Annotated in this window: 22 protein-coding genes; 3 read left to right on the plus strand and 19 right to left on the minus strand. The window is 54.0% G+C overall.

Going from position 1 to position 19,344, the window contains the following annotated elements; translation table 11 throughout:
* Together L1D47_RS16055 and yqfB are read right to left on the minus strand one after the other, a co-directional pair.
* A complete protein-coding gene (locus tag L1D47_RS16055) occupies positions 1 to 219 on the minus strand; it encodes a hypothetical protein (RefSeq protein WP_239886016.1) in 219 nt (72 codons plus the stop codon).
* 68 nt (positions 220 to 287) lie between these two features.
* Positions 288 to 620, minus strand: coding sequence for a N(4)-acetylcytidine aminohydrolase (yqfB, locus tag L1D47_RS16060; protein ID WP_239886017.1), 333 nt, complete (start codon positions 618 to 620; stop codon positions 288 to 290).
* A gap of 133 nt (positions 621 to 753) precedes the next feature.
* Between yqfB and L1D47_RS16065 the strand changes: the two genes are divergently transcribed.
* The gene (locus L1D47_RS16065; RefSeq protein ID WP_239886018.1) at positions 754 to 999 is read left to right on the plus strand and encodes a DUF2986 domain-containing protein; all 246 of its coding nucleotides are present in this window, start codon (positions 754 to 756) and stop codon (positions 997 to 999) included.
* 198 nt (positions 1,000 to 1,197) lie between these two features.
* On the opposite strand, the gene L1D47_RS16070 is transcribed toward L1D47_RS16065, so the two are convergent.
* Both L1D47_RS16070 and L1D47_RS16075 read right to left on the minus strand, forming a co-directional pair.
* Positions 1,198 to 2,685: an MATE family efflux transporter gene (locus tag L1D47_RS16070; protein WP_239886019.1), complete on the minus strand. Its 1,488-nt coding sequence runs from the start codon at positions 2,683 to 2,685 to the stop codon at positions 1,198 to 1,200.
* A gap of 353 nt (positions 2,686 to 3,038) precedes the next feature.
* Entirely contained in the window at positions 3,039 to 3,866 is an 828-nt protein-coding gene (locus L1D47_RS16075) for an ion transporter (protein WP_041511715.1), read from the minus strand.
* 144 nt (positions 3,867 to 4,010) lie between these two features.
* Here L1D47_RS16075 and L1D47_RS16080 point away from each other — a divergent pair, with 144 nt between their 5' ends.
* Positions 4,011 to 4,550: a L,D-transpeptidase family protein gene (locus tag L1D47_RS16080; protein ID WP_239886020.1), complete on the plus strand. Its 540-nt coding sequence runs from the start codon at positions 4,011 to 4,013 to the stop codon at positions 4,548 to 4,550.
* Positions 4,551 to 4,666: 116 nt separating this feature from the next.
* Complete coding sequence (locus L1D47_RS16085) at positions 4,667 to 5,257, plus strand: VOC family protein (protein WP_239886021.1); 591 nt, start codon at positions 4,667 to 4,669, stop codon at positions 5,255 to 5,257.
* Between the two features lie 97 nt (positions 5,258 to 5,354).
* Here L1D47_RS16085 and L1D47_RS16090 read toward each other — a convergent pair whose 3' ends face one another.
* From L1D47_RS16090 to L1D47_RS16160, 15 genes are all read right to left on the minus strand, one after another.
* Entirely contained in the window at positions 5,355 to 6,740 is a 1,386-nt protein-coding gene (locus L1D47_RS16090; protein WP_239886022.1) for an FAD-binding oxidoreductase, read from the minus strand.
* Positions 6,741 to 7,160: 420 nt separating this feature from the next.
* Positions 7,161 to 7,691 (minus strand): DUF3833 domain-containing protein, encoded by a 531-nt coding sequence (locus tag L1D47_RS16095; protein WP_239886023.1) that lies wholly within the window; start codon positions 7,689 to 7,691, stop codon positions 7,161 to 7,163.
* Positions 7,688 to 8,176 (minus strand): chalcone isomerase family protein, encoded by a 489-nt coding sequence (locus L1D47_RS16100; RefSeq protein ID WP_239886024.1) that lies wholly within the window; start codon positions 8,174 to 8,176, stop codon positions 7,688 to 7,690. The genes L1D47_RS16095 and L1D47_RS16100 overlap by 4 nt, the downstream gene beginning before the upstream one ends.
* Positions 8,177 to 8,184: 8 nt before the next feature.
* Positions 8,185 to 8,694 (minus strand): DUF2878 domain-containing protein, encoded by a 510-nt coding sequence (locus L1D47_RS16105; RefSeq protein ID WP_239886025.1) that lies wholly within the window; start codon positions 8,692 to 8,694, stop codon positions 8,185 to 8,187.
* A complete protein-coding gene (locus L1D47_RS16110) occupies positions 8,672 to 9,964 on the minus strand; it encodes a cyclopropane-fatty-acyl-phospholipid synthase family protein (protein WP_239886026.1) in 1,293 nt (430 codons plus the stop codon). The genes L1D47_RS16105 and L1D47_RS16110 overlap by 23 nt, the downstream gene beginning before the upstream one ends.
* Positions 9,965 to 10,045: 81 nt before the next feature.
* A complete protein-coding gene (locus L1D47_RS16115) occupies positions 10,046 to 10,840 on the minus strand; it encodes a DUF1365 domain-containing protein (protein ID WP_239886027.1) in 795 nt (264 codons plus the stop codon).
* Positions 10,837 to 12,090, minus strand: coding sequence for an FAD-dependent oxidoreductase (locus L1D47_RS16120; protein WP_239886028.1), 1,254 nt, complete (start codon positions 12,088 to 12,090; stop codon positions 10,837 to 10,839). The genes L1D47_RS16115 and L1D47_RS16120 overlap by 4 nt, the downstream gene beginning before the upstream one ends.
* Entirely contained in the window at positions 12,087 to 12,809 is a 723-nt protein-coding gene (locus L1D47_RS16125; protein WP_239886029.1) for an SDR family NAD(P)-dependent oxidoreductase, read from the minus strand. Before L1D47_RS16125 ends, L1D47_RS16120 begins: the two co-directional genes overlap by 4 nt.
* Positions 12,810 to 12,820: 11 nt before the next feature.
* Entirely contained in the window at positions 12,821 to 13,264 is a 444-nt protein-coding gene (locus tag L1D47_RS16130; RefSeq protein WP_239886030.1) for a nuclear transport factor 2 family protein, read from the minus strand.
* A 1-nt stretch (position 13,265) separates the two neighbouring features.
* Positions 13,266 to 14,672 (minus strand): deoxyribodipyrimidine photo-lyase, encoded by a 1,407-nt coding sequence (gene phrB / locus L1D47_RS16135; protein ID WP_239886031.1) that lies wholly within the window; start codon positions 14,670 to 14,672, stop codon positions 13,266 to 13,268.
* Complete coding sequence (locus L1D47_RS16140) at positions 14,669 to 15,613, minus strand: DUF523 and DUF1722 domain-containing protein (RefSeq protein ID WP_239886032.1); 945 nt, start codon at positions 15,611 to 15,613, stop codon at positions 14,669 to 14,671. Before L1D47_RS16140 ends, phrB begins: the two co-directional genes overlap by 4 nt.
* 34 nt (positions 15,614 to 15,647) lie before the next feature.
* Positions 15,648 to 16,361 carry a ChrR family anti-sigma-E factor gene (locus L1D47_RS16145; protein WP_239886033.1) on the minus strand — a complete coding sequence of 238 codons (714 nt, stop codon included), beginning with the start codon at positions 16,359 to 16,361 and terminating at the stop codon, positions 15,648 to 15,650.
* Positions 16,354 to 16,986, minus strand: coding sequence for a sigma-70 family RNA polymerase sigma factor (locus tag L1D47_RS16150; protein WP_239886034.1), 633 nt, complete (start codon positions 16,984 to 16,986; stop codon positions 16,354 to 16,356). The genes L1D47_RS16145 and L1D47_RS16150 overlap by 8 nt, the downstream gene beginning before the upstream one ends.
* A 57-nt stretch (positions 16,987 to 17,043) precedes the next feature.
* Positions 17,044 to 17,763 (minus strand): LON peptidase substrate-binding domain-containing protein, encoded by a 720-nt coding sequence (locus tag L1D47_RS16155; protein WP_239886035.1) that lies wholly within the window; start codon positions 17,761 to 17,763, stop codon positions 17,044 to 17,046.
* Between the two features lie 520 nt (positions 17,764 to 18,283).
* The gene (locus tag L1D47_RS16160) at positions 18,284 to 19,114 is read right to left on the minus strand and encodes a M23 family metallopeptidase (protein ID WP_239886036.1); all 831 of its coding nucleotides are present in this window, start codon (positions 19,112 to 19,114) and stop codon (positions 18,284 to 18,286) included.
* Between the last annotated feature and the right edge of the window lie 230 nt (positions 19,115 to 19,344).

A 19,344-nucleotide genomic window follows, 5' to 3' on the forward strand; every position in this document is an offset into this window, starting at 1 on the left:
CTAAAAGCACAATATCTTACATCTTTCTATTTTGAATAGCGAATCAATCACCTGTTCGGCAGTTTGAATATCCTGGCCACTATAATCAAACACCTGAATCACATTTTCTCTCAGGTAATTAATATCACGATTAATTTGCTCAAGGGACTCTTCTGCCCAACCATTTGCTGACAAAAATAAAAATAGAGCCGCAAAGCAAGCTGTTAAATATCTAGTCATTTTTCGCATCCATTCGTTTTCAACGCCTGTCATTGAAGCTGGTTACTGTACCACTCGCAATACGTAGCTTACTGAGAATTTACCAACTGAAATTCAATGAGGTATAGGGTCTTAATCTCGCCATATATCTCGGTGATCACCGCTTTTAACTGCGCCAATGTCATGTTCTCTTGCGCGGCATGGCGCTGATTTAAGGCATCGAAGGCGAGCTCTTCGACCCGCACAACCTGAATATCACAAAAATGCCTGTCGGTTTCGAAAGTCGATACCGACAGGCGATCGCCGACGCGAAAGTGCGACTCGCTCTCATCCCTCAAGGTGATGGTTTTAGCGCCACTTAAAATATCGGCCTCAAAACGCTCAAAGAAGGTGATCTTGGCATCACAGCTTATACGACTCATAATTCCTCTATCTCAACGCTTGCCTATAGCCCCAGCGTGCGGATTAGGTTAAAATCCGCCCCCGGTTTGGGTTACCCGACGGGCGACCCCGTAAAATCCACATATTATCTGAATCAAACACCTGGGTGGAAGTATGAACAAGAAACAAAAGATGCTGAAGAAGACGGCAAAGCGTGCCAAAGCCCGTCACAACAAACATACGCCGCCAACAGTAAAGAAATATATCTCAAAAGGCGATCGCGCCAAGATGCTAGCCCAGGAGCAGGCCGAAGCCGCCGCCAAGGCTAACGCCGCCGAGAAGGCCACTAAGTCAGAGGGCGAGCAAGACGTGACAGCTGAGAGCGTCGAACAAGAAGAGGCTGCGGCGCAGCAAAGCTAAGGCATACACCTTGTGCCCGATGCATTTAATGTCTAATACAAATGCCTAAATGCTAATGGCTACTGCCAATAACTAATGCCTGTACCAAGCGGCGCCATCACGGCGTCGTTTTTGTCACTCTCCCCTGAAACTCTCGTTTGCCACTCTCGCTTATGGCTATAGTTTGAAAATCATCTGCATCTATCCAGCTCTAGGTGGCTAGTCGCGCCCCTGACCTGTAACCAACTCACTCACCCTGCTGCTCTCCTCACAATCTTGCTCTTCACTGATCTGCGCCATCTGGGCACAGGAGGATGACAGTGGATTGGTGCTGCTAGGGCTTAGCTCCTCATCGAGCGCCTCCTGGCTAACGGCTAGCGCCGCACTGGCATGCACCTTGTCGACCAAGCGATAGGCAGTTAATACACCGAGCACGCCGAAGAGGATAGCCCCTAGCACCTGACCGATTAGCACGCCCTCGACGCCCCCCAGCTGGCCGCCATAATAGACGAAGGGAATGGTGCCCAGGGTCGCCTTACCCACGTTAAACATGGTCGAATACTTGGCCTTGCCCAGGTTATTGAATGAGGCGTTGGCGACAAACAAGGCGCCGGAGAACACGAAGAAGACGGCAATATAGCGGCAGAAGAAGCGGATCAACTCGGCGCTCTCCCCCTGCATGGCAAAAAGTTGCACTATCTGCTCCTGCAGCAGCATCAACAGCAGCGAGACAGATACCACATACAGGGCGCAAAATTGCAGCGCCTTGGTCAGACTCTGCTTCACCCGATCAAATTCCCGCGCGCCGAAGTTCTGCCCGACGATAGGGCCTATGGCGCCGCTGAGGGCGAAGATCATACCAAAGGCCACGGGCGTCAACCTGCCCAGCACGGCCCAGGCGGCCACATAACTGTCACCAAACTCGGCGATGGCGCGGGTTACCACGGCGTTGCCTATGGGGGTGGCGATGTTGGTCATCATCGCGGGTCCCGCGATGGCAAAAATGGGCTTAATGTCTTCCTTAAAGGCGGTGAGATCGAAACGGCCAAACAGCTTATGCTTCACCACCACGCCCCTCGCGGCCACCAGCAGCACAGCCAGTCGTGCCAGCACGGAGGCCAGCGCCGCGCCCTCTATCCCCATGGCGAGCAGGAAGATGAAGATAGGATCGAACACTAGGTTGACGCCGCCCCCCGTCAGGGTCGACACCATGGAGAGCTTGGCGTCACCCACCGCCCTGAGCGCCGCCCCCAGGGCCATCGCCAGACAGATGATGGGCATGGAGGGCACGAGAATATAGAGGTAACCCGCGGCCAGTTCACCGGTGCGGCCGGTTGCTCCCACCAGGGTAAGCAGCTCGGGGATAAAACAGGTGACGATTAAGGCAACCAGTGAGGCCACCAACACAGTCACCACGGCGCTATTGAGCAGCAAACGTTTGGCCAGCTCAAACTCTTTGGCCCCCACGGCGCGAGAGACCAGGGCGCCGAGAGCGATAGAGAGCCCTATGCCGATGGAGGTGGTGAAGAAAGAGATGGTGCCCGCGTATCCTACCGCCGCGGCCAGTTCCTGCTCCCCCAGCAGACTGAGGAAGAAGATATCGATCAGATCCACCACAAACAGGGCCGAGATGCCAATGGCGGCGGTCGAGCTCATCACCCAAATATGGCGCATGATAGAGCCCTGAACAAACTTAGCCGTGGTCATAACGTCCTCTCATTACTGGTTTTTCTATTTCTGGCTGCGCTAACGCTAAGCGCGCGCATTCTTAATAGGCTCACAAACACTAGGGCCTGTTGATCTTTCAAGTTTAATTTTTGTTCAATCTAAACGCGTTTTGCGCGAGGCGAGAGCCATGAAGCATAGTTACTCTATGTGAATGGCGAACAACAAAGTGCAGCGCGCGTTTAGATGAACCCTTTGGGCAGCGTTTGTAGGCCATTTCTACGGCGTTATCGCCAATTTGTGTAGGATACTACACGACACAGGCTCTGCCTTGTATAAATCACCTTCAAACTGCTGCAAAAACAAACGGCAAAGGTCAACAGGCCCTAGGCTCCCTAGAGGTCGGTTTCCAACTCGCTGCCACACTTGTCACAATAGAGCGCCGAGACTTCGTGGCCCATCTTGAGGCAGTTGCTGCAGCGGCGCAGATCTTTCTTACGCACCATCTCCTGGGAGATCTCCGAGGTCAAGATCCCCGTGGGAATCGCGATAATGGAGTAACCGATCAGCATGGTCAGCGCGGCGATGCCCTGGCCGAGCGTGGTCTGGGGCGTGATATCACCATAGCCCACAGTGGTGATGGTCACTATGGTCCAGTAGATCGACTTGGGCATGGAGGTAAAACCATGCTCGGGTCCCTCCACCACATACATGATGGCGCTAAGCACCATGACGATCAGGCTGACCGAGAAGAAAAATAGAAAGACCTTGCGGCTCGACTGCATCATGGCCCGCAGCAAGAGGTTACCCTCGCTGAGGTAGCGCAGCAGCTTGAGCACACGAAATATCCGAAACAGACGCAGCACACGGATCACCAGGGTAAAGCTGGCACCAGGGAAGATGAGCGCCAGATAGCTGGGCAAGATAGAGAGCAGATCCACCACGCCATAGAAGCTGCGGGCATATTGTGCGGGCTGAGCGGAGCAGTAGAGTCTGAGCATGTACTCTAAAGTAAAGATACCGGTAAAGCACCACTCGGCGATACGGATCCAGTCACCATAACGGTTATGTATGCTGTCTATGGTGTCGACAAACACCAGGGCGACGCTCAACACGATGCAGACAATCAGGCTGATGTCGAAATAACGACCGGCCGGGGTGTCTGTACCGAAAATAATCTGTCTAAGCTTCTGTTTACGCGCCTCTTGCGGGGTCTCATCCATCTAAATCAACAATCCTTATCTCTTGTCATCGAAGACGCCAATTCCACCCACTATGATGCAACATGGAATTAACCGATCCAGCTTAATCTAAAATAAGGTATGATGAACACCCAAGTAGTGGCTTTATTTTACCGAACCAAGACGATGCAGACATTTTTTAAACAACTCCTGCTGCTTTGCCTGCTCTCCCCGTTAGGGGTTACCTGGGCGCAATCGAGCGGCCTGAGCTCGCCCCATAGCACCAGCAAGAGCCAGATTGGCAAGGTAGATCTGGTGGTGGTCAATAAGTCTGAAGCCAGCATGCTATTGATGCGCCAAGGTAAAGTATTAAGACGCTACAAGATTGCCCTGGGCGATCGCCCGGTGGGTCACAAGCTGCAAGAGGGCGATCAACGCACCCCAGAAGGTCGTTATATCCTCGACTATAAGAAGGCCGACAGCGCCTATTACCGAGCTATCCATATATCCTATCCCAACGATGAAGATAAACTCAGGGCCGCCGCTCTGGGTATCAATCCCGGCGGACAGATCATGATCCACGGCCAAAACCCCAATTCCTCACTCACGCCGGATGAAGCCCAGCGCCTCAACTGGACCGACGGCTGCATCGCCATCAAGAATGAGGAAATTGACGAGTTGTGGCGCGCCGTCGATACGGGAACCCCTATCGAGATCTGGCCATAAGGCCGATTTTCAACCCGCTTCCAGATCCCTGTGCGCGGCGCTAATCGCTAAGCAAATAGCCGATAGCCGATAGCTAAGCCAACACGCAATATTGAGTCCAAACAAGATAGATTAAGATGACAACCGAATCACAAACTTCTCACCAGCCAACTTTAGCCGCGCTCACAGCCCAGTGGCCCGGCTTTAGCCAAGCTATTTTAGATTTCATGCGGGAGCTAGGGCTCGATGGCCTGGGCCTTGAGTGCGATCACGCCGCCCTTAGGGTCAACACAAGCCAAGGCGCCGATAGCCTAAGAGATGCCTTCTGCCGTCAGGGGGAGATCATCTCAAACAATGTGATCAACGGCCGCCCCATACTCATCATCGCCCTCGACAAGCCCTGGATGCTGGGCGAACTGGCGATAGACTGTATCGAACTGCCCTACCCCGGCAATAAAAGCTACCCGGTCGAGGGCTGGGAACATATCGAGTTAGTGCTGCCAGGCGGCGCCACCACCACAGACACTTTGTGCCAGCAATTACTGGCACGGGTTCCGACGCTTGCCCCTGTGCTGGCGCAAGAGACAGAAATTAAGGTGAAGATGAGCTCCCCCCAGGGGGAACATGAACGCCTGGCTAACCCAACCATCGCATTCAAGCGGGGAAATCTCTGTATTAAGGTGCATCCCCACGGCATTAAGACGGTTATCGCCTCAGAAGCCAAGTAGGCTCTTATCAGCGCAGTAGACAGGTACCAAACAGTAATCAGCCAAGTGACTATCGAATGATAAGCGACAGTCACTTGGCTTCTGGTTTGCGCCCTAGCTAAGCGGGCTTAATGTTCTGATTGACCCTAAACAGGTTGTTCGGATCGTACTGTTTCTTCAGCTGCCGCAAGCGCCCGTAGGTCTCACCATAGGCTGACTCGGTGCGGTCGGCTTCATCGTCGGTCAAGAAATTGATATAGGCGCCGCCACTGGCAAAAGGCTTGGTCTTATCGAAGAACTCCCGCGCCCAGGCGATGCAGCGTTTATCGTCATCGGCAGACTCCCAGCGAACGTGCACATTTAAGACGTACTGGGCATCTCGGGCAGAATACGCCATGGCATCGGCTGCAGGCAGACAAGTGGCGCAACCTATGGACGCGATGAAGATCTCACATTGCTCTGTGGGCAGAGTGCCGGCATATTCGATGGCCGTATCGATAGCCGCTTCAGTCAACTGAGTAAAATTGTGAGATTTCCAGTAATTGCGGGCACCAGGCGTCAATAGCGGATCGAAGGCTTGCTGCCAGGCGGCGAAGGGTTGTACACCCACATGCTCACCCACAGGAGTGCCAAATTGACGAAGCGGTGCGATCAGTTTCTCACCTTCGACAGGATCGCCGGCATAACATATCGCCAGCACTATCACCTCTTTGCCATGTACCGTTTCGGGTAAAAATGGCAGCGGCGGCGCCTTGCGGGCAACCATCCACACACTCAGTTCATCGGGTGCGTTGGCGGTAAAGTTAACAAACTGACTGATAACAGACTTTGCCTGATCGAAGGGAAACACTATCAGACCGCTCAGAACGTCAGGCCCCAGAGGATGGAGTTTAAACTCAAACTGAGTGACGATGCCGAAGTTGCCACCACCGCCACGCAATCCCCAGAATAGCTCTGGCTCACTGGCTTGGCTGGCAACAAGCTGTTTGCCGTCGGCGGTCACCACATTAGCAGAGATCAGGTTATCGATAGTCATGCCAAACTTGCGGCTTAACCAACCAAATCCACCCCCCAGGGTTAACCCTGCTATCCCCGTGGTGGAATTGATCCCCACGGGTGTCACCAGACCATGTTCTTGTGTGGCTGAATCTACATCCTCCAGCGTACAACCGGGCTCGACCCAAGCCGTTTGTTTGTCGGGATCCACCCTGACCTGTTTCATCAGTGACAGGTCGATCATCAAGCCATCGTCACAAAGGGCCTTGCCCGCGATATTGTGGCCACCGCCACGAACTGAAATCAGTAGTTGATTCTCTCTGCCAAAGTTAACGGCTTTAACTACATCCTCCGCTGAGGTGCACCGGGCAATCATCCCCGGCCTGCGATCTATCATGCCATTCCAGATCTGTCGCACCTCGTCGTAGTCGCTGTCTTCGGGCAAAATCACCTCACCACTAAAATCAGCCTTAAAGCTGTCCACCTGAGATTGTTGTAAACCTTTCATATAAGCTGCCTCTTATGCGTCACATCGTCGCGCAAACAATGTATTTGCCAATAAGTGCTATGCTCATTCCCTCAAGTTCAACATCTTTACGTCGTGATTCTATTTAGAGTAATACCAATCATAATAAATAATTGATCATGCTAGCTGGTCAAAGCGCTCGATAACGGTATTAGTATTTTTAATTGTAAAATAATTACTTATCTAAAAATCCTGCTTTGTTCTCAAGCGTTTTTCCTGCGCTATTTGCGATCACATACTTACTGTGATTGGTATAATGGCTTTCTATACGGATTAAAATTACTGCATTTCAAAAGAGCATCAGTCTTTATGTTAGTAGAAACTCTCCCGTTTGGATAACCAGACTCATTCGCAAAAACAGCGAGAGCCATTAGCGACACCAAACGGGTAAATCCTTTGCCCTTACTGTTTTTCGATATACAAGATGACTTCGCCGACTTTGAAACCAAACTTGCTCATCTCGGTCTTGTTAAACAAGCGCTTTTCATCGAGCAGAAACATCCAATCATCTAGGGTTACCTCATAGATCTCACCATCGATGGGGATCTCGAGTTGATATTGCCAGAACAACGCCGCGCCTTGGGTGCGGCCGAGGGCGATGCCCACCACATCCTCGGCGCTGCCTTGATAGGAACCATCGCTAAGCTTGGTCAGCTGCCAGGTGCGAGTGGTACGCTCGCCATCGTCGAAAACAAACCACTCCTTGATCTCACCGCTATCCCCCTGCCAGTGAGCCAACAAATCGACCTCGAAGCGCCTGATAAGTGTACCCGAGCGGTCAAGCACTATGCCGTAGGCCTTTAGCTTACCGTCGAAAAACTGATCCAGATGCAGCGCCGGGCTGGTATCGCGATAATCCTCGAGTGATGCACTACCGCAGCCGCCGAGCAGCAACACAAGACAGGACAAACCTAGTAAAATGATCTTTTTCATTGTCTTAATCCTAATAAACCTTGCCTGAGCTCAGGCTCTGAGGTGCGCTCAGATAACCAGATGGCCAGAAACGCCTCGCCAAAGGTTTGATCCTGGATCTGTCCCAGCTCCTCGTCACCAAAGTAGAAATGACTGTCGCCCTGTGAGTTCACCCATAGCGTCAGGCTGTCGCCCTGGCGCACGTCGGGCCACAGGCCCTTAATATGTGCCTGCCAAGGCGCTATCTGCTCGTCGGAATACCCCAGGTGACGCCACTGGTCTATGGTCGCCTCAATAAGCGCATCACTGTCGATATCTCGGTAGTAATTGATCCTCAGCGCCTTGTCACCAGCGGCCTGATACTCAGGGGCGGCGCCATACAGCTCGGCGCGATACAAGGTCCAAAATAGATACTGCATCTCGGCGCTACCTATCTTGTGTAACCGGTCGAGATCGGCTGCCTGAACATTCAGGCTAATGAGTAATAGCAATAGATATTTACCCATGACTCACCTCACTTTCTTACCTGACTCACTTGCTGCGCAGATAACATCCCCTGCCCCCACACCAACAAAGGCAGGAGCAATGCCCAAACCGGCGCCGTGACCAACCAAAAATTGAGATCGGACAGTGGGGTCGCCAACGCCCCCAGGCTCAGACCGCCCCAGTAGCTGCCCGCCCCACCGAAGGCGCCGATAAGCATCAGCCAAGGCAGGCCGAGCCGTGACAGCGCGCGCAGGCTATGGTTAAGACTCATCAAGAAAATCACCCAAAGAAGGGCTAGCCAGAGAGGAAATGCCGACTCGATGCCGCGAAAACAACCGAGGGCAATCAGCACACCATCGACCAGCAAGCCTAGCGGCAGCAGCGCCATCAGCCTCAGATCCGCTTTCAGACTGGGCGACAGCAGGCAATGCAAGATGATCAACCCAGAGATGATGTAGCTGGCCGATTGCGTCAGCCAGGCCGCCGACCACCAGGCAAGCTGGAACAGGCCAAGGTTAATAAGCCAGAACGCTTTCATCCTGAGCCCCAAAATACCTGGGCTTACGGGCAACCAGATGATGAGTGGCGATCAGCCGCTCCTTGAATGCCCCTTCGCAGTAACAGAAGTAGAATAGCCAGAGACGCTTGAAGCTGGCGTCATAACCCAGTGCCCTCAGCTGCGGCCAGGCCTGCTCGAAGGCCTGACGCCAGTCATACAGGGTTCTGGCATAGTGCAGGCCAATATCTTGCAGATCGCAGATCACCATGTCGGTCCGCTTGGCGATCTGCTCGCTCATCACGGCTACCGAGGGCAGACAGCCACCGGGGAAGATATATTTCTGAATGAAGTCGACGCCCCTGCGATACTTGTCATAGCGACCATCGCTGATGGTTATGGCCTGCAGCAGCATCTTGCCGTCTTGCTTGAGTCGCTTTGAACAGGTCTCGAAGAAGGTCCCCAGGTATTCGTGGCCCACGGCCTCTATCATCTCTATGGAGACCAGCTTGTCATAATGCCCCGTGAGGCGACGATAGTCCTGCTTGAGCAGGGTTATCTGCTCGCTAAGGCCAGCCTCTTGTATCCTTGCCTTGGCATATTGATACTGGGCATCGGATATGGTGGTCGTAGTAACTTGGCAGCCATAATGCTGCGCCATATAGATGGCCAGTGCGCCCCAGCCTGTGCCTATCTCCAGCACATGTTCGCCCGGCTTGAGCTCCAGCTTGTCGCAGATGGTGCGCAGCTTATTTTGCTGCGCCTGGGCCAGGCTCTGCGCCGCTTCATCATACAGGGCGCAGGAGTAGAGCATGCTCGAATCGAGAAAGCGCTCGTAGAGCTCGTTGCCTATGTCGTAGTGAGCAAGGATGTTGCGCTTGGCGCCCTGCTCGGTATTACGCTGACTCAGCCTTAAAAACAGATGCTTGATGCGGGTCAGCCAGGCCATCTTCTGCTCCAGGGCATCCAGCCTAGTTTGATTGCGGGCCATCAGCTGGATCAGGTGGGTAAGATCAGGGCTGGTCCACTTACCGTCGAGAAAGGCCTCGGCGGCGCCTATGCTGCCGCCCTGAATAAGGTCTCGATAGAAGCTGGGATCCTGCACCACTATCTCGGCATTAAGACTAGAGGTTAACTCACCAAATTGCTGACGAGTGTCGCCTTCGACCAAGGTGATACGTCCCCCCTGGAGCTGCTCCAACAGGCGTATGACCAGGGCGCGATATCTTGGCTTAGCGCCGCGATTAACGGCCTCGTTAACTGCTGCGCCGCGAGGCTTCACGCCGTTTTCTTGTTTGATTATCTGTTCCATCTCTACCTCGCTAAATGAAATACTCTCTGATTCAGGCTCTATGTTGCGCCGCCCCGTTGGTTACGCCCGCGGTGATCTTTGCTACTTGGCCGACTCACCGACATCGGGATGCGCGATAAAAGGCACGCGCTTAACAAACAGCTTGAGGGCCTGCCAGTAGATCCCCAGGACCATCTTCACCGTCATCGCCGGGATCCTCAGCCAGGTGCTCATCAGGTTGCTTGGGGTGATCCCCTGCCTGTCGAGCACCAAAGTGGCATCGAACACCTTAGTGACCCCCTCGGTCTCTCTATGGTTTTCGATATGCACCAGCGCCTTGGCCGCCGGCGGCGAAACCCGCCAGTGGTAGGTCATCTCCATCTCCATGAAGGGCGATACATGAAATGCCTTGTTAATCTTCATCTCACCCTCCAGGCTCAACAGGTAATAGTGCCTATGATTCCATGGCGTATTACTCACCTCGGCCAACATGTAGCGGCAAACTTGCTGCTCGTCGTAACAGAAGTAGAAGTTGATGGGGCTGAAATAAACCCCTAAGCAGCGGCACTGGGCCAACATCACTACCCTGTTGTCTGCCTGCCAACGTCCACCGAGTGCGACGACTTTCTGGGCAATACGCTGCTTAAGGCTGCCGGGTTCATTTTTGAGGTAATCTTTTTCATAAAAACGTATGGGGTTGAACCAGCGCTGGCCAAACAGCCAGCTGCGGGCGGTGACCGCCGGCAGCTCGTCGAGATCCAGCCCCATCATGTAGAGACGATAGCCAAAGGCATGTGGGATATCGCCAAACCTGCGATGACGCACCTGGCCCGTATAGATGCCGCTATGCTCATCAAGCTCTCGAGGACTGGACGAGCCTTGACCCAATGCACTCATAGACTCATCCCGAAGCGCTTGGTGACATCCAGGGCACTGCGCACGCCATCTTCATGAAAACCGTTGTACCAGTAGGCGCCGACAAAATGAGTGTGAGCCTTACCGCAGATCTCCAGGCGCCGCTGCTGGGCCGCGACACAGGCTTCGTTCAACACGGGATGGTGATAGATGAAGCGGCGCAGCACCTTGTCATCCTCTATCTCCTCGCTCTGATTCAGGGTGACACAGAAGGTGGTATCACTCTCTATGCCCTGCAGTATGTTCATGTTGTAGGTGACGCAGGCCGCACGCTCGAGATTATCATCCAGCATGTAGTTCCAGCTCGCCCAGGCCAGTGGCCGCTTAGGCAATAACTTGATATCTGTGTGCAGCACGACCTCGTTACGGCTGTAGGGGATGCTCCCCAGAACCGCTTGCTCCTCGGGCGTGGCATCCCCAAGCAGCGCGAGCGCCTGATCCGAGTGACAGGCGAAGATCACCTCATCGAATACCTGTGTCTCGCCGCCTGGCATCACTAGCCTTACCTCACCGTCCTGGCGATACACCCCCTGGATCTTACTGCCCAGACGCACAGGACAAGACAAGCCGGAGAGGATCGCCTCAACATATTGGCGGGAGCCGCCAGGCACCACATACCACTGAGGCCTGTCACTAATGTTAAGCAGGCCATGGTTATAGAAGAAACGGATGAAAAACTTAAGCTCGAAGGCCTGCATCTCTTTCAGGCTGGTCGACCAGATGGCCGCCCCCATGGGCAGTATGTAGTGCTCGCTGAAAAATGATGAAAAGCCATGCTGCGCCAGAAACTCCCCCAGGGTCATCCCCTCGGGCACGGCGTCCTGGCCATAACTCTCCTTGCAGAGTCGGTTGAACCTTAAGATCTCACTCAGCAGACGCCAGAAACGGGGGCGAAACAGGTTACGCCGCTGGGCAAACAGGCTATTGAGGCCGTGGCCGTTATACTCGAAACCTGTCTGACGATTATGGACGCTGAAGCTCATCTCGGTGGCCTGTCCCTCAATGCCAAGCATGGCCAGCAGGCGATTGAAGTTGGGGTAAGTTCTGTCGTTAAACACGATAAAACCGGTGTCTATGGCATAGTCGCGCCCCTGGTGATTTATATCGACTGTGGCCGTGTGTCCGCCCACATAGTCGTTCTGTTCAAACAGGGTCACCTCATAGTGCTTGTCCAGCAGATAGGAGCAGGTCAGGCCCGAGATGCCCGAGCCGATAATGGCAATTTTCTTCATGGAGACACCATCCTCATGGCGAGACGACGCCAGAGTGAAAAAGGTAACAGCGAGAAGCCACGCATCACCAGGATAAACAGGCGCGGGAAGCGTATGTCACGCTTGCCCTTGGCGATACCACGCATTATGGTGTCGGCCGCCTCCTCGGCGCCGATCATCATGGGCATGGCGAAGGTGTTGCGATCGGTGAGCGGTGTCTGCACAAAGCCCGGATGCACCAGGGTCACCTCTATCTGATGTCTCGCCAGATCGATGGCCAGCACCTTGGCCAGATAACTCAGTCCCGCCTTGGAGGCGCCATAGGCTTCGGCTCGAGGCAGTGCTAGTAGCTGAGCGCTGGAGCTCACCAACACCAGGCGACCGCCGGGTCTTAACCTTGGCAACCAGGCCTGCAGGGCATAGCCGATGGCGATAAGATTGATATTGATGATCTTCTCGAAACGCTTAGCATCGAAATTAAGGGCATCGTCGATATATTCGCACTCCCCGGCGTTGAGGATCAGCAGATCCAGTGGCCCACTGGCTGCAGGCAGCTCGGGATAGCTATCATACTGGGTCAAATCGAAACAGAGGGCATGGATATTTGCCGATGCCTGTGTGAGTGTATCGAGTTTTGCCTGGCTGCGTCCGCAGGCCAGTACCTGGTGACCGGCCTTGGCATAGCCCAGGGCCAGCTGCTTGCCGATCCCCGAGGTTGCCCCTGTGATCATTAGCTTCATGGCGACCTCCCCTAGCGCACGGCGCGGCGTTTTACCGCGCGGATCAGGCTGCCGAGCAATGGCAGCTGTTCATATAACATGACGCCGACATCGAAGTAATCCCTGTGATAGATCACCTTGTTGTCCTTGGCCCGTAGTTGAGAGTGCCCCTCGACCTCAATTGGCTGGCAGCCATTAAGCTGTTTGTGTCTGAAGGTCATGGTCCAGTAGACGGCGGCCTCGCCCTGATGCTCTAAGACCGACACTATGGTGAAGTCACAGCTTATCACCTGGTGATAGAGCCCTTGAAAATAGCCCAGCAGTCTATCCAGCCCCTCGACACGATGCAGGGGATCGCAAAACACTATGTCGGGATGATAGATCTGGCGCAGCCCCTCCAGGTTCTCTGTGCCGAGGTCGCTATACACGGCGATAAAGTTTTGTAACCACAAGGCGTTTGCCATCGTCTTTGTCATCCTATTCCACCTTATAAAACGCCAGGGCCCTTTGACGCGCCGCCTTATGGTCCACTATCGGCGCGGGGTAGATCTCACCTTTTCCCTGACTCACCAAATAGTCATGGGGGAAGTGGATCTGCTTGTCGGGCACCTCACTTAACTCTGGTAGATACTTACGGATGAAATCACCCCGAGGATCAAATTTTTGGCTCTGGGTGATAGGGTTGAAGATCCTAAAATAGGGCTGGGCATCACAGCCCGTGCTGGCCGCCCACTGCCAGCCGCCGTTATTGGCACTAAAATCACCATCGATCAGCTGCTGCATAAAGAAACGCTCGCCCTTGTGCCAGTCCACCAGCAGGTGTTTAGTCAGAAAACTGGCCACTATCATCCTAAGGCGATTGTGCATCCAGCCAGTGCGGCGCAGCTGTTTCATGGCGGCATCGACTATGGGATATCCGGTGCGCCCCTCGCACCAGGCCTGAAAGTGCGCCTCGTTATTGGGCCAGGACAGCGACTCATACTTGGGCTGAAAACTCCTGCCCTTGATGAGATCGGGATAGTGAAACAGCAGGTGCTTATAGAAGTCGCGCCAAATCAGCTCGTTGAGCCAGGAAAAGGCGGCGTGCTGGGAGTCATAGATCACCTCTGGATGACGCTGCACCAGTTGCAGTGCCAGCCAACGTGGGCTGATGGCGCCTATGGCTAAGTAGGGAGAGAGCCCCGAGGTGCCCTTGATGGCGGGAAAATCACGTCGTTCACTATAGTCGAGCAGCTTCTCCTGCCAAAAAGCGGGCAGGAGTTTTGTCATCACCTGCTCACTATCGGGCCAGATACTGGAGTCCGCTAGGGGATAATCTAAGGTAAAGGCGTCGGCACTGCCTGCCAACACCTCATCACTCGTTAAAGGTTTCTCAAGTGTCGGCGTCGGCACACACTCTATGCCTCGAGCGGCGACACATTTAAGCCAGGCCTTCTTGAAGGGGGTAAATACCTTAAACATCTCCCCCTGCTGATTGAGCACGCTGCCGGGGGGTAAGATACAATCGTTTTGCCATAGCCTCAGCTCCAGGCCTGTGGCGATGACGTCGCCGTCACGCTGACGCTCATCGAGTTCCGGCTCGCCATTGGCCAGCAGCAGAGTGACTGCGTTAGCGCGGCAAAAGTCACTCAGAACCTTTACCTGATCGCTAAAGTCAGCGGCCGATAACACCAACAGCTCGATACCATACTCAGATAGCCGCTTGTGCATCAACTTAAGATGACGTCGAATAAGATCGGCCTTGATCGGCGCCATATCATGCTTATGCCATTGGGCCGGGGCGGCGATAAAGACCGCCTGCTTCACCCCAAGGCGAACCGCCTCACTCAAGGCGGGGTTGTCATGGAGGCGAAAGTCCCTTCTCAGCCAGAGTAGTGCGCTCAATAGCCATACCTCAGTCTCAGCTCCTTAGGATAAGGATTGAGATAAGCCTGCTGCTGCAGGTACTCGTTGGGATACTCGATAAGGTGATGCTTAATCAGCGTCAGTGGCACCAACAGTGGCGATAGCCCCTCGCGATAGGCGGCGATCTCCTCGGTCAGCTCACGGCGCTTATGCTCATCGAGCTGACGCTTAAAGTAGCCTTGCAGATGCTGCAGGGTGTTGGTATGACTGCGACGGGACGCCTTATTTTTAAGGGCCTGCATCAAACCAGAGATATAGCGCTCGCCCTGCTCCTCGACACCAATATCGGCGCGGCCCAGCAGACGTCCCAGCTCTCGGTAGCTCTGTACATGATGGCTCATCACCAGGTACTTATGGGCACAGTGAAACTGGATCAGCTTGTGCCGGGTCAGTCCTTCGGCCTTAAGATCCAGCCACTTCTGATAGGTAAAGATACGTGTGGTGAAGTTTTCGCGAATGATGGGGTCATTTAACCTGCCGTTCTCCTCGCAGGGCAGCAGAGGATTGGCCTTCATCACCTGCTCGGCGAACACACCAACGCCTGTGGACTCAGAGCCTTTACCATGATGGTGATACACCTTCACCCGCTCCATGCCACAACTCGGGCTCTTGGCACAAAACACGAAGCCCGCCAGATCCTGATAGCCTTGGGCGGCCTTAGCGCCGAACGATTTCAGGGCCTCGGTCACATCGCCGCTGCCGTCGGGACGAGAGACGGTGATGATATTGTCCTTAACGATCTGCCTGATGGTTGGCCTAGGCACCGGCAGGCCGATGGCCATCTCTGGGCATACGGGCTTAAACTCGGCAAACTCCGCCAGTTGTTCCATGCAGAAACCGGACTTTTTATGGCCTCTGTCGAAGCGTACCGGCTCCCCCATCACGCAGGCACTTATGCCTATCTTCAATTTCTTCTTCATGTCGCCTCCATTTAGCAGACCAGGCATCAAGGAATTAGTAGATAAAACGTCCGATTGGGTTAAGCAGCTGGCTCATCCCCTGGGTAAAATGGATCGCATCGCTGGAAACCGTGAGGCAGACACAGCCCTCTTCGGTCACCGGCTGATGGGTGTGCTGGCCGTCGAGCCAGATAAAGTCGCCCTTGCGATACTCGCCCATCTCATCGGTGAAGCTGCCCTGCAGCAGCAAGGTGATCTCGAACCCTTTGTGGGTGTGACAAGGCACGCTGCCGCCTTTATCTATGTGCAGCAGGCTCATCCTGAGATCGCCATCGTCCAGTGCCAGGCGCGAGCGTGACAACTTACCCAAGCCCTGCCACTCCCTGAGGGGAATCGACCTAAGTGCCGTCGGCAGCGCGATACGCTCTCCTCCCACGGCAATTTCGGTAACGGTTTGCGGCAACTGACGCTTGTCATCGGCTTCCTCGGCCGTGATGGCGGCGATACACTCGTCGAAATCTTCTAGCTCGAACTCAAATTCGCCGGCCAGTTCGCTTATCAGATCGGTTGCAAGCAACTCATCGCCTGCTGTCTCGTCAGCAAGTTCGCCAAAGGCGTCGATGGCAGCCTGCTGGGTTAAACGCTGCACCGATCGGGCACATTCGGCGCACAGCTCTACGTGGCTCGACACCAATACGGATACCGAGGCAGGTAAGTTACCGGCAACAAACTGTGCCAGCACGTCAGAAGTGGGATGGTGATTAATCATGCTGCTGGTCTCCCATCTGCTGCTTGAGTTTCGCCAGGGCGAGCCTGAGTCTGGATTTAATGGTGCCTATGGGTACGCCGAACTGCTGTGCCAACTGCTCCTGGGAGAGCTCCTGATAGTAGACACCCTTGACCACGGCGCGTTGTGCCTCTGGCAGGCTGTCGACATAGGCAAGCATCTGCTTCTCCATCAGATGGTCGGCAAATTCAGGCAGTGCCTCTTCGCTCTGCACCTGCTCGATAGGCCAGATGTCGTCACCGAGATTCATCTCCGCCTTGGCCTTGACACGCCTGAGCATATCGAAGGCGGCATTACGCATCACGGTATAGACCCAAGTGGTGGCCGCGCCCTTGTCGCCGTCATACAGATGCGCCTTGCGCCAGACATTACTCATGGTTTCCTGCACCAACTCGTGTGCCTGGGCCTCGTTGCCTAGCTGCTTGATACCGAAGCGTTTAATCTTAGGCGCAAAAAATTGAAACAGACGGGTAAACGCCTGCTTATCCCTCTCATCGGCGACTCGCACCAACCAGACAGATAACTCTGGCGGTACCTGCGTCTCTGGATGACTGTTAATGTTCGCACTCCCTTTATCCGGGGCGCCTGCGCTAACAAATGTCTGCATCTGAATTCACGTATGACCCATACATAATCGTCTATACGCAGGCGCCGGCAGCTTGGATCAATTAATTTTGTCCTGACCCAAAATAAATGTATCGAGAAACGACTTTGCCTGAGGAAAACTGTTAGGCAAGATGAATTTCTCCTTCTCATTCAAAGATAAAGGCAATATCTCTAAAAAGCGAGCGCAGACCCAATCCAGCCGATTAAATTCTGGCTGAGGGTAGAGTTGCGCCAATGGAGGATGTTGTACAAACAGCTCGCTGAGGGCCTGCCCCAGCTCGCCGCGCCGAGCACTGGGCGTCTGAGAGGGCCAATGGTCGCGATAGCGACAGCGCGCCATCAACAGGCCGTCGCCACGCACCTCGAATCTGTCCAGGCTCACCAGATGACTGGCCCTAACATCGATAACCAGCAGGCCATCTTCGCCATGATGAAAATCGACGATTTGTACCTTGGTGCCCCAATCCGGCACATTGAAGTCAAAGGCCTTATCGTAGCGGGCGATCACAAAGCCGCTGCCGCTGGACTCGGCCGCCATGGATTCTGTAACCATGGCAAGGTAACGCTGCTCGAAGATCCTCAGGCGCTGCACGCCGCCCGGCAGCACAAACAGTGGCAGCGGGAACACGGCCATATTTTGGGCCTGAATTTGAGCCAGAGGCTGAGATTGAGACGATATTTGCTCCGAGCCTTGCGCCTGGACTTGCTTAGCCTTAGGCGTCAAGGCGTCTCGCTTCTCTCCCGCCTTCTCGGAATAGATGTGATGGGTGATCTTCATACTGGTTTATTTACGCTGCTCATCGACTGAAAGACTTGCCAAACCGGAGGTTGCGACGGGATGATTTTCTAGCCTGGTTGCTGTCAGCTTCCGACCGCAAAATGTCCGCTTGACCTATAACTTGATTACGCAGCGCCGCCTAAAAACGATCACCTAAAATCGCGCACCTAAAACCGCGCACCTAAAATCACGCATCTAAAATCGAGCACCTAAAATCGAGCACCTAAAACCGATCAGCTAAAACCGCTCAGCCAAAATCAATCGACAAAAGCCGATAACTTATCTGTTGATACACAGACACCTCAGCAGGTAGGCGGGTGAGCAGGTAAGCAGATTAGGGAGCAGGGGCCGTAAGCTGGAAGTTCGGAGAGTTTTTTCAAAAATAAGCTTCTCAGGCATGAAAAAGGCGACCCCATGGCCGCCTTAATCGATATTCGAACTCAGCCATAAATGATGGCCGACTTTGATGGATGCTTCTCTTAGTAAACTTTAGCTCCTAGTGAACTGGCACCATTTCGCCCTATTTGGCCTTTTTCGCTTGTTTTTGACGTTCGAGCACACTCGCCATAGACGGTACCACTGTCACAGGATCCAGGCGCATCTGGAACCAATTGAGACGCCAGTCCAGGTGTGGCCCGGTGGCGCGGCCTGTGGCGCCCACCTCGGCAACGGGTTGACCCTGTTTGATGGTCTCACCCGGCTTAACATAGAGCTTGCTCAGGTGCAGGAAGCTGGAACTCACCCCATAGCCGTGGTCGATGATCATGGTACCGCCAGAGTAGAACATATCGGGCACAGAGAGGGTCACCACGCCATCGGCCGGCGCGACCACCACGGTGCCTGTCTTGGCCGCCACATCCACACCATAGTGGGGATTACCCGGCTTACCGTTGTAGACACGCTGACTGCCATACACACCCGAGATGCGCCCGGTCAGCGGCCAGATGAAATCTTTAGCAAAGGCGGTCTGGCCCGAGAAGGTGGCTCTTGCCGCCTTGACCTGCTTGCTGTCTTTGGCCGCGCGTGCCTGAGCCTTGGGGTCTGGCTTCATGATCTTCTTGGCGATGCCGTTGACCTTGTCGATCTTGTATTGCTTCTCGCTGATTTTAAGCGGCATGATCTGCGTCAGACCGTCGGGATACACCAGCTTAAGCTCTTGACTAAGCGCCGCCTGGCGCTCGAATCCGAAGGCAAACAGACCTTCGGGACTCACCTTAACCGGTTCGCCGTTGAGCCATACCTGAGTCCCCGCCTGAGCCAGGCCGCGAATAAGCGCCCCCTGCTCCATCTTGCCACTCAAGTTAACCTCGCTCAGGTTCACCTCGGCCTGAACGCCCGCGGCGCTTCCCAGACAGAGTATCGCCGCAACTAAGCGCAACAAGTTCACATTCGACTCCTTCTGACTAATACCAATCGTAATAAATAATTGATCATTCTAGCTTGTTAAAACGCTCGATAACTGTATTAGTATTTTTAATTGTAGAATAACTACTTATCTAAAAATCCTGCTTTGTTCTCAAGCGTTTTTCCTGCGCTATTTCTGATCACATGTTTACTGTGATTGGTATAACACTAATAAAT

This window comes from Shewanella sp. Isolate7, from assembly GCF_022398425.1.
GTDB lineage: Bacteria > Pseudomonadota > Gammaproteobacteria > Enterobacterales > Shewanellaceae > Shewanella.

Excerpts from the sequence above, each read along its gene's own strand:
- L1D47_RS16055 (WP_239886016.1), bottom strand. The coding sequence starts at position 219 with ATGACTAGATATTTAACAGCTTGCTTTGCGGCTCTATTTTTATTTTTG.
- yqfB (WP_239886017.1), bottom strand. The coding sequence starts at position 620 with ATGAGTCGTATAAGCTGTGATGCCAAGATCACCTTCTTTGAGCGTTTT.
- L1D47_RS16065 (WP_239886018.1), top strand. The coding sequence starts at position 754 with ATGAACAAGAAACAAAAGATGCTGAAGAAGACGGCAAAGCGTGCCAAA.
- L1D47_RS16070 (WP_239886019.1), bottom strand. The coding sequence starts at position 2,685 with ATGACCACGGCTAAGTTTGTTCAGGGCTCTATCATGCGCCATATTTGG.
- L1D47_RS16075 (WP_041511715.1), bottom strand. The coding sequence starts at position 3,866 with ATGGATGAGACCCCGCAAGAGGCGCGTAAACAGAAGCTTAGACAGATT.
- L1D47_RS16080 (WP_239886020.1), top strand. The coding sequence starts at position 4,011 with ATGCAGACATTTTTTAAACAACTCCTGCTGCTTTGCCTGCTCTCCCCG.
- L1D47_RS16085 (WP_239886021.1), top strand. The coding sequence starts at position 4,667 with ATGACAACCGAATCACAAACTTCTCACCAGCCAACTTTAGCCGCGCTC.
- L1D47_RS16090 (WP_239886022.1), bottom strand. The coding sequence starts at position 6,740 with ATGAAAGGTTTACAACAATCTCAGGTGGACAGCTTTAAGGCTGATTTT.
- L1D47_RS16095 (WP_239886023.1), bottom strand. The coding sequence starts at position 7,691 with ATGAAAAAGATCATTTTACTAGGTTTGTCCTGTCTTGTGTTGCTGCTC.
- L1D47_RS16100 (WP_239886024.1), bottom strand. The coding sequence starts at position 8,176 with ATGGGTAAATATCTATTGCTATTACTCATTAGCCTGAATGTTCAGGCA.
- L1D47_RS16105 (WP_239886025.1), bottom strand. The coding sequence starts at position 8,694 with ATGAAAGCGTTCTGGCTTATTAACCTTGGCCTGTTCCAGCTTGCCTGG.
- L1D47_RS16110 (WP_239886026.1), bottom strand. The coding sequence starts at position 9,964 with ATGGAACAGATAATCAAACAAGAAAACGGCGTGAAGCCTCGCGGCGCA.
- L1D47_RS16115 (WP_239886027.1), bottom strand. The coding sequence starts at position 10,840 with ATGAGTGCATTGGGTCAAGGCTCGTCCAGTCCTCGAGAGCTTGATGAG.
- L1D47_RS16120 (WP_239886028.1), bottom strand. The coding sequence starts at position 12,090 with ATGAAGAAAATTGCCATTATCGGCTCGGGCATCTCGGGCCTGACCTGC.
- L1D47_RS16125 (WP_239886029.1), bottom strand. The coding sequence starts at position 12,809 with ATGAAGCTAATGATCACAGGGGCAACCTCGGGGATCGGCAAGCAGCTG.
- L1D47_RS16130 (WP_239886030.1), bottom strand. The coding sequence starts at position 13,264 with ATGACAAAGACGATGGCAAACGCCTTGTGGTTACAAAACTTTATCGCC.
- L1D47_RS16140 (WP_239886032.1), bottom strand. The coding sequence starts at position 15,613 with ATGAAGAAGAAATTGAAGATAGGCATAAGTGCCTGCGTGATGGGGGAG.
- L1D47_RS16145 (WP_239886033.1), bottom strand. The coding sequence starts at position 16,361 with ATGATTAATCACCATCCCACTTCTGACGTGCTGGCACAGTTTGTTGCC.
- L1D47_RS16150 (WP_239886034.1), bottom strand. The coding sequence starts at position 16,986 with ATGCAGACATTTGTTAGCGCAGGCGCCCCGGATAAAGGGAGTGCGAAC.
- L1D47_RS16155 (WP_239886035.1), bottom strand. The coding sequence starts at position 17,763 with ATGAAGATCACCCATCACATCTATTCCGAGAAGGCGGGAGAGAAGCGA.